Source organism: Flavobacterium limnophilum (assembly GCF_027111315.2).
Classification (GTDB): domain Bacteria; phylum Bacteroidota; class Bacteroidia; order Flavobacteriales; family Flavobacteriaceae; genus Flavobacterium; species Flavobacterium limnophilum.
Map to the genome: position 1 here is coordinate 265271 of NZ_CP114289.2, position 11583 is coordinate 276853.

Below are 11583 nucleotides of genomic sequence, written 5' to 3' on the forward strand. Positions count from 1 at the left end.
ATTGCAACGAATAGCGGGAATAGCTCCTGAAAAAGAACAGGATAATTTTGAATCAGTTATTTTTTTAAACTTTCGGAAGCGATGATTACGGCTTCTTTCAATCCCGTTTTGTATAATATTATTTTATCCAAAACGCTTTTGTTGTGGCTTCCAATGATTTGGGCCGCCAGAATTCCGGCATTTTTTGCTCCGTTTAAGGCAACTGTTGCCACAGGAACACCACCCGGCATTTGCAAAATAGACAAAACTGAATCCCAGCCATCAATGGAATTGCTTGATTTTACAGGAACTCCAATTACAGGAAGTGGCGACATTGAGGCTACCATTCCCGGTAAATGTGCCGCTCCGCCAGCTCCGGCAATAATTACCGAAATACCACGTGTGTGGGCGTTTTTGCTAAAATCAAATAGTTTTTCAGGTGTTCTGTGTGCCGAAACAATATCGACTTCGGTTTCTATATTAAATCCTTTTAGGATGTCGATGGCTTCTTGCATTACGGGCATATCGGATATGCTTCCCATTATTACGGCTACTTTGCTCATTTGTTATCTTTGTTTTTTTTCTAACTTTAATTTTTCATATTCAGACTTAAATGACTCATAACCAATTTTGATTTCATCTTGGAACTCATTTTGAAATTGGTCAAAAAACTCATTAAAGCATATAATCATACTTGTAAAATCATTCAAATTGTTAAACATTGAATTTGCTTCAAATAACTCATTAATAGATAATCTATAATTGTTGTTTTTGTTTCTTAAATTATGAGCAAAAACAGTATTTCTAATATTCTTTAGTTTATTCCAATTTATTTTTTTCTTTAAATTTTTATTTTCGACCTTAAAATTATTAATTCTTTTAGCAATTATTTTGTTTTCGGTTACAGTTATATCAAACTTATTGTCATATTCATCTATAAAAGATGTTAAATCAATAATGTTCATAGAGAAATAAGTATGAATTTGAACAATTTTATCTTTGCAAATAATACTTGTTTCATTAGTACTTTTTCCAAGAGATAAGTTTTCTTTGATACAAGCACCTAAATCAAAAGATTTATTTTTCAATAAAAAATCATTTTTCCCTTTTATCCTTTTTCCATAAAAGTCTAAAATAGTTAAAGTTTCTTCTAGTTTTGTCATAAAAAAAAACTAAAATGTTGCACTTATCACTCTAATCGTATTCTTTACATCTTCGGCAATTTTTCTCGCTTTATCGATGTCTTCGTTTACTATCGTGACGTGTCCCATTTTTCGGAAAGGACGGGTTTGTTTTTTTCCGTAAATATGAGGCGTAACACCATCCCATCCCAATATTTTTTCGATGTTTTCATAAATCACGTCTCCCGAAAATCCTTCGGCTCCGGTGAGATTGACCATAATTCCGGCCACTTTGCTGTCGGTGTTTCCTAAAGGCAAATCCAGAATGGCGCGCAAATGGTTTTCGAATTGCGATGTATAACTGGATTCGATGCTGTAATGCCCTGAATTGTGTGGGCGAGGAGCGACTTCGTTTACCAAGATTTCGTCATCAAAAGTTTGGAACATTTCTACTGCCAAAAGTCCCACGTGGTTGAATTTTTCGGAAACCTCGAGTGCAATTGCCCTGGCTTTTGCGGCCACTTTGTCGTCAATTCTTGCTGGACAAATCACGTATTCCACTTGGTTGGCTTCGGGATGAAATTCCATTTCCACGACAGGATAAGTTTTGATTTCGCCGGAAGGATTGCGGCAAACAATAACGGCCAATTCGTTTTTGAATTCGACCATTTCTTCGGCAATGCATTCCACGTTGGGTAAATTCTCCACATCCTGAACGCTTCTGATAATTTTCACGCCGTTTCCGTCATAACCAAACTCGGTACATTTCCAAACGAAAGGCATTTCTAGTTTGGATTCGACAATATCAATCACCAACTTTTTTAAATTTTTGAAGGTTTTGGCTGGTGCAGTCGGAATATTGTGTTCTAAATAAAAGTTTTTCTGGATTCCTTTATTTTGGATCAATTTCAATGTTTTTGGCGAAGGATAGACTTTTTTGCCTTCATTTTCCAGTTTTTCCAAGGCTTCAAGATTGACCAATTCAATTTCGAAAGTCAAAACATCAACTTTTTTGCCAAAATTATAAACGGTTTCAAAGTCCATTAAATCACCTTGAAAAAAATGATTGCAGGCGATTTTGCAAGGGGCTTCGTCACTTGGATCCAAAACATAAGTTTGAATATCGAATTTTCGGGTGTCAAACAAGAGCATTTTGCCGAGTTGCCCACCACCGAGAATTCCCAATTTGAAATCGGAAGAAAAATAGTTCATTGTGTCGTTGTTTATAAAGAGCAAAGATACTTCATAAAGCCCGAATAGGAAAACGCTATTTTATTTTCTTCAGGATTTCTCTTCCAACGGCTTTGTAGGCAGCAGAATGGCTGTTGTAATCTTTGTCTAAAATAACTTTCAGTTCGGGATGAATCCAGTCGAAATGATTGCCCAATAGATGTAAAGCCCGAATCGAATAACACTTCGAAGCGACTTTGACATCAGTCATCAGCCAGTCAAAACAGGTTTCGGTGATTTGTTGCAGCTGGTTTTCGGTAAGCAGCATTTCTTTTTTCTTGAAATGAGAGATGGCCAGCAACAGACAAATTTTGGATAGGGCACGAATGGCACTTTTGTCGGTTTGATTTTTGATATTGGAACAAAAAAAGTCCAAATATTCTTGAAGCCATTCCAGTTTTTCATAACACACCAATTCCAGGATCCAACAGGCTTTTGCAGCATTTTTGTTGGAAGTTAGAAAACAAAGCCTCATTAATTCAGGGAAAAGCGCTGGATTTTCCAGCACTTCATCCGCATATTTGTGTCTGTTTGCCCTGTGTCCCGTTACGGAATCTAATTTTTTTTGGAATTTGCTGTCCATCGACTTTAATTTTGATTGAAAAGTACAAATCAATTGTCAATTGTCAAAAGTGAAATCCCTATCTTTGCCAATTATTTTTAAAACTGAAAAAGTGATACAACTACACGATAAACAATTTGTTCCGTTTATTTCTGCCGAAGAAATAGACTTTGCCATTGCAAAAATCGCTGCATTGGTAGAAGATGATTTTGCCGACGAAACCCCATTGTTTATTGGTGTTTTGAATGGGGCTTTTATGGTGGTTTCCGATTTTATGAAACATTATAAATCGCCTTGCGAAGTGAGTTTTATAAAAATGGCTTCTTATGAAGGAACCACATCTACAAATGAAGTGAAACAATTGATTGGTTTGGATCAGGATTTAACAGGGCGAACTGTTGTTATCATCGAAGATATTATCGATACGGGTAATACTTTGGAGACATTGAAAGCATTATTCAAAAAACAAAATGTAAAACATTTTAAGGTGGCCACGCTGTTTTTTAAACCAGAAGCTTATAAAAAAGACCTTAAAATTGATTATGTTGGAATCCGAATTCCGAATAAATTCATTGTTGGTTACGGATTGGACTACGATGGTTTAGGTAGAAATTTACCCGAAATATACCAATTGGCAGAATAGAAATTGAAACACTAATAAATTACATAACTCACAACTTACAATTACAAAAATGATTAACATTGTTTTATTTGGGAAACCAGGTGCAGGAAAAGGAACTCAAGCCGAGTTTTTGAAAGGAAAATACAATTTGACACATCTTTCAACAGGGGATATTTTTAGATTTAACATCAAAAACGACACAGATTTAGGAAAATTGGCCAAAAGCTATATGGACAATGGCGATTTGGTTCCTGATGAAGTAACCATCAAAATGTTGCAAAGCGAAGTGGATAAAAATCAAGATTCAGCAGGATTCTTGTTTGACGGTTTTCCAAGAACAATTGCACAAGCCCAAGCATTGGATGCATTTTTGGCTACAAAAGACGATAAAATTACCGCTACAATTGCATTGGAAGCAGACGACGAAATTTTGATTCAACGTTTGTTGGAAAGAGGAAAAACCAGCGGAAGAGTGGACGACCAAGACGAAGAAAAAATCAGGAATCGTTACCAAGAATACAACGAAAAAACGGCTCCCTTGATGGAGTATTATACCAAACAAAACAAATTTTATCCAGTAAATGGGATTGGTTCCATAGCCGAAATTACGGAGCGACTGAGCACCGTAATAGAAAGTCTATAAAGGAACATACGTTTTCTAATCAACTATGGAAATTTTAATAATATTCTTTTTAATTATCTTGAATGGTGTTTTCTCCATGTCGGAAATCGCGTTGATTTCGGCACGGAAAAACAGATTGGAAACGGCGGCCAAAAAAGGCAACAAAAATGCCCAAATTGCATTGGATTTGGCCAATTCACCAAATAAATTTTTATCGACAGTCCAGATAGGGATAACGCTTATCGGAATTTTGACCGGTATTTATTCTGGAGACAAAATCACGCATGACGTTCAAGCTTTTGTGGCAGGATTTGAAATACTGAAACCTTTTGCTCCTTCAATAGCCGTGGGGATTGTTGTTGTGGTTTTGACGTTTTTCTCCTTGGTTTTGGGTGAATTATTGCCCAAAAGAATTGGATTAAATCATCCAGAAGCGATTGCCAAAGCAGTGGCTTTGCCAATGAAAGTTATTTCGATAATTACGGCGCCTTTTATTTGGCTCTTGACTACTTCGACAGAGTTCTTGTTGAAAGTTCTGCGAATTAAGCCTACTGCCGACGGGAAAGTGACCGAGGAAGAAATCAAGGCCATCATCAAGGAAGGAACCGAAGGCGGCGAAGTCCAGGAAATTGAGCAAGACATCGTGGAACGCGTTTTTCATATTGGCGACCGAAAAATAAACTCCTTGATGACGCATCGAAAAGCGGTGGTGATGTTGCCATTGCATTCCAATAAAGAGCAGGTTAAAGAGTTTATGCTTAAAGAATTGCACTCCGTTTATCCCGTTTATGGTGCTAATCACGACGATATTGTGGGGGTGGTCAATTTGAAAAATATTTTCGCCCATTTTGAAAATCACAGTTTCAATTTATCCGAAATTATGACCGAAGCACCATTTATGATGGAGCAAACCACGGCTTATAAAGCGTTGGAACAGTTCAAAAACACTGGAATACATTATGCATTGGTTGCTGACGAATATGGCGTTTTTCAAGGAATAATTACCCTGAACGACATCCTGGAAGCCTTGGTGGGTGATGCTTCCGATTTTTATAAAGATGATTTTAAATTGATTGAAAGAGAAGACGGAACTTGGATGGTTGACGGGCATTATTCGTTGCACGATTTCTTGACCTATTTCGAATTGGACGAACTAATCAATGATTACGAAGTGACCACCGTGAGTGGATTGATAATGACCGAACTTTCTCATATCCCGAAAGAAGGAGAAATATTGGTTTGGCAAAAATTTGAGTTGGAAGTCATTGATATGGATGGCGTGAAGATTGATAAAGTGATGGTGAAAGCCTTAAAGGGTTAATTTGGTTTAGGGTTTAAGTGTTTAATATTGTTGGTTTTTCTGAACAAATTTAAACTTTTAAACTTTTAAACTTTTAAACAAGAAAAAATGACAGAGGGAAATTTTGTAGATTACGTAAAAATATTTGTTTCTTCCGGAAAAGGAGGGAAAGGATCTACGCATTTGCATAGAGAAAAATTTATTCAATATGGTGGTCCGGATGGTGGTGATGGTGGTCGTGGAGGACACGTCTATTTGGTGGGTAACAAAGCGCTTTGGACATTGTTTCACCTGAAATTTGCGCGTCATATCAAAGCGGGATATGGTGGAGATGGAAGTGGTGACCGAAGCACGGGTGCCGATGGTGAAGATAAATACATCGAAGTACCATTGGGAACAGTGGTGAAAGACAAAGAAACGGGTGAAACTTTATTCGAAATTACAGAAGAAGGAGAAAAAAGAATTCTTTGTCAAGGTGGAAAAGGAGGTCTAGGAAACTGGCACTTTAGAAGCTCAACTAACCAAACTCCTAGGTATGCCCAGCCAGGTTTGCCGGGTGTGGAAATGGACGTGATATTGGAACTTAAAGTTCTTGCCGATGTAGGTTTGGTAGGTTTTCCAAATGCAGGAAAATCGACTTTGTTGTCGGTATTGACTTCGGCGAAACCCAAAATTGCCGATTATCCATTTACAACTTTGAAACCCAATTTGGGGATCGTGGCTTACAGAGATTTTCAATCGTTTGTAATCGCCGATATTCCCGGAATTATTGAAGGTGCAGCTGAAGGAAAAGGTCTTGGACATTATTTCTTGAGACATATCGAAAGAAATTCGACCTTGCTATTCTTGGTTCCTGTAGATACGCCGGACATCAAAGGGGAATACGATATTTTGGTAAACGAATTGACAAAATACAATCCCGAAATGTTGGACAAAGAACGTTTGTTGGTAATATCAAAATGCGATATGCTGGACGATGAACTCAAAGCGGAATTGAAAATACAATTGGACAAAGAATTCAAAGACATTCCTTACATGTTTATTTCTTCTGTTGCCCAACAAGGCTTGCAGGAGTTGAAAGACAAATTGTGGAAAATGTTGAACGACTAAAAGTCGAGATTTATACTTAAAAGGGTTCTATTTTTAGAACCCTTTTTTTGTATTAAAAATAATAGTTTTTACTGTTTTTTTTAAAAGAATAACCGCTATAAATATTTTATCAAAACCTTAAATAGCACTACTTTTGCGACACTATTTTTAGTGAATAATCTGCGTTTGTATAAAAATCATCTTTTTTTTATACGTTTAGCTGGTATTCAATTAATCTTTATATTTTTTAAAATGAAAAAAGTTGTTTTTGCCTTGATTGCTGGATTAATGCTAATGCCAATTAGTGTTAAAGCAGATGAAGGAATGTGGTTTTTAATGTTTATCGAAAGGTTGAACCACCGTGATATGGAAAAAGAGGGATTACAATTATCCTCCGAAGAAATTTACAGCATCAATCACAGTAGTTTGAAAGATGCGATAGTGCAGTTTAATGGAGGGTGTACCGCCGAAATCGTTTCGAAAGAAGCATTAGTTTTGACTAATCACCATTGCGGTTATGGTGCTATTGCAGAGCTTTCGACAGCCGAACAAAACTATTTGAAAGACGGTTTTTGGGCCAAAGACAAAACTGCCGAAATGAAACCAAAGTCGTTATACGTTCGATTCTTTGTTCGAATGGATGACGTTTCTAAAAGAATTTTATCAAAAGTGAATGATAAAATGAGCGAATTAGACAGGGATAAAGCCATTCAGCAAGAAATTGCCTTAATTGAAAAGGAGAATAGCGAAGGAGGAAAATATACCGTTTCGGTTCGTCCTTTCTTTCAAGGAAATGAATATTATTATTTTGTTTACCAAGATTACAAAGACGTTCGATTGGTAGGAACGCCTCCGGAAAGTGTTGGAAAATTTGGTGGAGATACAGACAACTGGGAATGGCCGCGTCATACAGGAGATTTTTCGATGTTTAGAGTGTATGCCGATAAAGATGGAAATCCAGCCGAATATTCTACAGAGAATGTACCTCTAAAACCAAAACATTATTTGCCAATAAGTTTGAAAGGAGTTCAAGAAGATGATTTTGCCATGATTTTGGGTTATCCAGGAAGAACCAATCGATGGATGCCAGCTAATGGAATTGAGCAAAACATCAAGTTTGCTTATCCTGCTTGGGTTGAGGGAGCAAAATTGGGGATGGACAGAATGAAAGTGTATATGGATAAAGACGCAACCGTTAATTTGAAATATGCTTCAAAATATGCTTCGACAGCTAATTATTGGAAAAATCGTCAAGGAATGATTGATGCTTTGACCAAATCAGGAACGGTTAAAACCAAAACAATACAAGAAACAAAATTCAACGATTGGGCAAATAAACCCGAAAACAAAGCTGAATTTGGTAATGTAATGGCAACAATTAATGGTTATTATGCCAAAACAAATTTGAAATCACGCCATGATAATTACCTTTCTCAATTGATGCGAACAGCAGCATTTGGTTCGGCTCCAGCTAATTTGGGAAATACTCTGCTGGATTATTACAATGAAAATGAAGCAAAAAGAGCTGAACTACTTCCTAAAGTGAATGCCTTGATAGAAACGGTTTACGGAAAATTTTATGCTCCCTTAGAAAAAGAAGTGTTCATAGCCCAGTTAAATTTATATTCTTCCAAAGGGTCTGAATACGGGCTTTCGCCAATGATGTCCAAATGGAAAGAAGAAAATAAAGGCGATTTTACAGCCTATGTAAATGATGCTGTTTCCAAAAGTATTTTTGCCTCAAAAGAAAGCGTTTTGAATTTTATGAAAGATCCAAAAATAGAGAATATTACAAAGGATCCTTTATATGCCGTTTCAAATGATTTGCAAACAAGAGTTAGAGCAAAATCGGACGAGCAAAATCAATTGGATGATGCTTTTGAAAAAGCATTCCGCAATATGGTTAAAGGAATGAGAGCGTCTAGCACGAGTGCTATTCAATATCCTGATGCCAATTCAACTTTACGATTGACCTACGGAAAAGTTCGTTCGTTGCCAAAAGACAAACGTAACGATGCGAAAATTAACAATTATACTACGATGACTGGAATGGTCAAAAAGTATAAAGCAGGAGACGAAGAATTTGATATCCCAGCCCGATTATTAGAGTTGAATGAAGCCAAAGATTTTGGTCAGTATGCCGACAAAGCAGGTTATATGCCCGTGAATTTCTTGACAGACAATGATATTACAGGAGGAAATTCAGGTTCGCCAGTATTAAACGGAAAAGGAGAATTGATAGGAATTGCATTTGATGGCAACATCGAAGGAATTGCTGGGGACGTTATTTTTGATAAGAAATTGCAACGAACCATCAATGTCGATATTCGATATGTACTTTGGATTATCGATAAATATGCAGGTGCAAAACATATTGTCGACGAAATGACAATCGCTACCGACAACTTAAATTAAAGTATAGAAACCCATCTCATTTTTTTGAGATGGGTTTTTAATTTTAATTGGTTTCATAATAAGTGTCAAACAAAAACTGCAAAGTTTCCGGGATGTTGTTGGCTTTCATCTTTGGATAAATTACTGTTGATTTCAACCAATTTTCTATAACCAAATCAAAATCATTGCCCACTTCATGAACCACGGGAACTCCCATTTTTTTCAAGGCAGCCGCATTGCATTCTTGTTCGTAATGATCGCGAATGGGGATGCTCAATATCTTTTTTCCAAGATATAAAGCTTCGGCAGGAGTTTCAAATCCGCCACCCGTGATAATTCCGTGACAATTAATCAAACTTTCGTTGAAGAACTTTTGATTTACGGGATAATAGGTAATGTTGCCTTCGGTGTATTTGAACGGGACATCATTCAAAAACCAATGAAATTCGACATCAGATAGTTTGTTGAAGGCTTTTTCCAGACAATCTTTTTGGAAAGAAGGCAAATAAACCGTGATGTGTTTTAAGTCTTTGGGTTCGGCTTGCACGATTTTATCCTTGATGATGGGAGGATGGAATAAAGGAATCGTATTTCTCGAAATGCAAACCAATATGTTTGGGCGAAGGCGCATAATGTTTGAGAATCATTTCGCCCATAAGGCTTCTTTTTTCGGGTCTTGGTGTATTTTGCGAAACAAAACTGGCTTGGTGACCCAACTGCACCGAATGCACTTTCTGCATTTTGCAAGCCAAGGAAGTAATCGAATCAAAATCGTTTATAATGACATCATAGTCTTTCAAAGTTAATGATTTGGCATCTTTATACATTTGAATGGGTTGAATGTTTTTGGCAATATCCCAATAATTCAAACCGCCACATTTGCTGTAATGTAAGCTACAACCTTCACTTCGGAATTTTATTGGTAAATTAATATCTAAACTAGCATTGTTGCCACTTAAAAAAAAATCTACGTCGCCAAATTTTTTCAAATAAGGATACAATTGAGTCGCTCTGCTGATGTGTCCGTTGCCCGTAGCTTGTATGGCATAAAATATTTTCATTGATTTAGATTGTTTGGGGAATGATTTACTAAAAAACACTTTAATTAGTTTGATAAAATTTTGGCAACAATATCATTGATGACAACATCTTCTTTATTTTCTTGTTGTGAAAAATCAGATTTTTTATAGTGATAAATTTTCCATTTTTCTTTCTTGTATTCCAATGCAGTAAGGTTTTCTACCCAATCGCCACTGTTCAAATACATCACTTTTCCGTGTTTGGTTTTGACCACTTTTTTTTGAGGCATATGAATGTGTCCGCAAACTACATAACTGTATTTTTTTTCGATGGCGATTTCGGCAGCTGTAGTTTCAAAATTGGAGATAAAAGAAACCGCTTTCTTTACACTGTTTTTTATGGCTTTCGAAAAACTTCTTTTTTCTCTTCCGAGTGAAACTAAAATCCAATTGACAAGACTGTTAATCAGAATCAGTAAATCGTATCCTTTTCCGCCCAATTTGGCCAAGATTTTGGCGTATCCTTTTGTAGAAGAATCGAATACATCACCGTGAAAAATCCAGGTTTTCTTCCCGTCCAAATCCAAGATGAGTTTGTCGACCAATTCTAAATTTCCTAAAATAAAATCGGAGTATTTCCGCAAGGCTTCGTCGTGATTTCCAGTAATGTAAATGACACGAGTTCCTGAATTGGACATTTTTATGATGTAACGCAACACTTCCATATGGGGAACCGGGAAATAGCGCTTGCTAAAACTCCACATATCAATGATGTCGCCGTTTAAAACTAAGGTTTGAGGGTTGATTGATTTTAAATACTGTAATAATTCTTTGGCGTGACAGCCGTAAGTTCCTAGATGCACATCACTTAAAACCACTAAGGGTATTTTTCGCTTTCTTTTCATAAAAAGTTTTTACGAAAGTAAGTGGACAATGTTAGGTAAATGTTTGTTTTGTGTTAAGGTTTTTGTAAACAAAAAAACCGTCAAGTTGTGACAAGACGGTTTTGAGAAGTATGGTTTTATAATTTAATTTACATTTTTATTAGTTGAAAATTTCCTCTAAAATGAAATCCAATTGCGGAAATAATAGACTTTTTATTTGGTCTTCTTCAATCAAAGGGTGTATTCCTATAAATTGATCGTCTTTCAAAACATAAATTAAAAAGGTTTTATCCTCGGGATTTACAATCCAATATTCTAAAACACCTGCTTCTTCATACAAATCAAATTTGTACTTCATTTCTTTTTTGGAATTGCCTGGAGAAAGTATTTCGATAACCAAGTCTGGCGCACCAAAAGCACCTCTTTGATCTAATTTATTTTCATCGCAAATCACACATAAATCGGGTTGTACCACAGTAAAAACCTCACTATCATTTGTAGATTTCTTTTTATCCATTAAGCGAACATCGAAAGGAGCTGAAAATAATTTACAAGAATGATTTTTGAATTTATTCCACAATATCCCGTGTAAATTACTGGCGACTTTTTGATGAGAAGTGCTAGGAGCAGGACTCATTCTGAAAAGCTTACCTTTGAAGATTTCTAACCTTTCCTGAAATTTCCAAGTAAGATAATCAGCATAGGAATAAGTTTTGTCAAAATCCAATTGGTTGATATCGGTTATCATAATCATTTTATTT

13 protein-coding genes are annotated in these 11583 nt (G+C 36.2%); 5 read left to right on the plus strand and 8 right to left on the minus strand.

Going from position 1 to position 11583, the window contains the following annotated elements:
• Window positions 1-56 precede the first annotated feature (56 nt).
• The 4 genes from purE to OZP13_RS01165 are packed head-to-tail and all read right to left on the minus strand — an operon-like array spanning window position 57 to window position 2913.
• The gene (gene purE / locus OZP13_RS01150) at window positions 57-542 is read right to left on the minus strand and encodes a 5-(carboxyamino)imidazole ribonucleotide mutase (RefSeq protein ID WP_281298361.1); all 486 of its coding nucleotides are present in this window, start codon (window positions 540-542) and stop codon (window positions 57-59) included.
• Between the two features lie 3 nt (window positions 543-545).
• Window positions 546-1142 carry a hypothetical protein gene (locus OZP13_RS01155; RefSeq protein ID WP_269241899.1) on the minus strand — a complete coding sequence of 199 codons (597 nt, stop codon included), beginning with the start codon at window positions 1140-1142 and terminating at the stop codon, window positions 546-548.
• A gap of 9 nt (window positions 1143-1151) precedes the next feature.
• Window positions 1152-2312, minus strand: a complete 1161-nt coding sequence (locus tag OZP13_RS01160; RefSeq protein WP_281298362.1) for a 5-(carboxyamino)imidazole ribonucleotide synthase — start codon at window positions 2310-2312, stop codon at window positions 1152-1154.
• Between the two features lie 55 nt (window positions 2313-2367).
• A complete protein-coding gene (locus OZP13_RS01165) occupies window positions 2368-2913 on the minus strand; it encodes a HEAT-like fold family protein (RefSeq protein WP_281298363.1) in 546 nt (181 codons plus the stop codon).
• Window positions 2914-3004: 91 nt separating this feature from the next.
• Between OZP13_RS01165 and hpt the strand changes: the two genes are divergently transcribed.
• From hpt to OZP13_RS01190, 5 genes are all read left to right on the plus strand, one after another.
• Window positions 3005-3535, plus strand: a complete 531-nt coding sequence (gene hpt, locus OZP13_RS01170) for a hypoxanthine phosphoribosyltransferase (protein WP_269241902.1) — start codon at window positions 3005-3007, stop codon at window positions 3533-3535.
• Window positions 3536-3584: 49 nt separating this feature from the next.
• Entirely contained in the window at window positions 3585-4157 is a 573-nt protein-coding gene (locus tag OZP13_RS01175; protein ID WP_269241903.1) for an adenylate kinase, read from the plus strand.
• A 76-nt stretch (window positions 4158-4233) separates the two neighbouring features.
• Window positions 4234-5457, plus strand: coding sequence for a hemolysin family protein (locus OZP13_RS01180; protein ID WP_281299465.1), 1224 nt, complete (start codon window positions 4234-4236; stop codon window positions 5455-5457).
• An 87-nt stretch (window positions 5458-5544) separates the two neighbouring features.
• Window positions 5545-6546 carry a GTPase ObgE gene (gene obgE / locus OZP13_RS01185; protein WP_281298364.1) on the plus strand — a complete coding sequence of 334 codons (1002 nt, stop codon included), beginning with the start codon at window positions 5545-5547 and terminating at the stop codon, window positions 6544-6546.
• Between the two features lie 231 nt (window positions 6547-6777).
• Window positions 6778-8940: a S46 family peptidase gene (locus OZP13_RS01190; RefSeq protein WP_281298365.1), complete on the plus strand. Its 2163-nt coding sequence runs from the start codon at window positions 6778-6780 to the stop codon at window positions 8938-8940.
• 43 nt (window positions 8941-8983) lie between these two features.
• Here OZP13_RS01190 and OZP13_RS01195 read toward each other — a convergent pair whose 3' ends face one another.
• From OZP13_RS01195 to OZP13_RS01210, 4 genes are all read right to left on the minus strand, one after another.
• Window positions 8984-9550 carry a glycosyltransferase family protein gene (locus OZP13_RS01195; protein ID WP_281298366.1) on the minus strand — a complete coding sequence of 189 codons (567 nt, stop codon included), beginning with the start codon at window positions 9548-9550 and terminating at the stop codon, window positions 8984-8986.
• Window positions 9471-9980 (minus strand): hypothetical protein, encoded by a 510-nt coding sequence (locus OZP13_RS01200; protein WP_281298367.1) that lies wholly within the window; start codon window positions 9978-9980, stop codon window positions 9471-9473. Before OZP13_RS01200 ends, OZP13_RS01195 begins: the two co-directional genes overlap by 80 nt.
• A 44-nt stretch (window positions 9981-10024) precedes the next feature.
• On the minus strand, window positions 10025-10843 hold the full coding sequence (locus OZP13_RS01205; protein WP_281298368.1) for a UDP-2,3-diacylglucosamine diphosphatase: 819 nt from the start codon (window positions 10841-10843) through the stop codon (window positions 10025-10027).
• Between the two features lie 139 nt (window positions 10844-10982).
• Window positions 10983-11576: a Uma2 family endonuclease gene (locus OZP13_RS01210; RefSeq protein WP_269241909.1), complete on the minus strand. Its 594-nt coding sequence runs from the start codon at window positions 11574-11576 to the stop codon at window positions 10983-10985.
• Window positions 11577-11583: the final 7 nt, after the last annotated feature.

Coding starts and splice junctions, on each gene's coding strand:
- OZP13_RS01190 (WP_281298365.1), top strand. CDS start 6,778: ATGAAAAAAGTTGTTTTTGCCTTGATTGCTGGATTAATGCTAATGCCA.
- OZP13_RS01210 (WP_269241909.1), bottom strand. CDS start 11,576: ATGATTATGATAACCGATATCAACCAATTGGATTTTGACAAAACTTAT.
- OZP13_RS01160 (WP_281298362.1), bottom strand. CDS start 2,312: ATGAACTATTTTTCTTCCGATTTCAAATTGGGAATTCTCGGTGGTGGG.
- purE (WP_281298361.1), bottom strand. CDS start 542: ATGAGCAAAGTAGCCGTAATAATGGGAAGCATATCCGATATGCCCGTA.
- OZP13_RS01180 (WP_281299465.1), top strand. CDS start 4,234: ATGTCGGAAATCGCGTTGATTTCGGCACGGAAAAACAGATTGGAAACG.
- OZP13_RS01195 (WP_281298366.1), bottom strand. CDS start 9,550: ATGCGCCTTCGCCCAAACATATTGGTTTGCATTTCGAGAAATACGATT.
- OZP13_RS01200 (WP_281298367.1), bottom strand. CDS start 9,980: ATGAAAATATTTTATGCCATACAAGCTACGGGCAACGGACACATCAGC.
- OZP13_RS01175 (WP_269241903.1), top strand. CDS start 3,585: ATGATTAACATTGTTTTATTTGGGAAACCAGGTGCAGGAAAAGGAACT.
- OZP13_RS01155 (WP_269241899.1), bottom strand. CDS start 1,142: ATGACAAAACTAGAAGAAACTTTAACTATTTTAGACTTTTATGGAAAA.
- obgE (WP_281298364.1), top strand. CDS start 5,545: ATGACAGAGGGAAATTTTGTAGATTACGTAAAAATATTTGTTTCTTCC.
- OZP13_RS01205 (WP_281298368.1), bottom strand. CDS start 10,843: ATGAAAAGAAAGCGAAAAATACCCTTAGTGGTTTTAAGTGATGTGCAT.
- OZP13_RS01165 (WP_281298363.1), bottom strand. CDS start 2,913: ATGGACAGCAAATTCCAAAAAAAATTAGATTCCGTAACGGGACACAGG.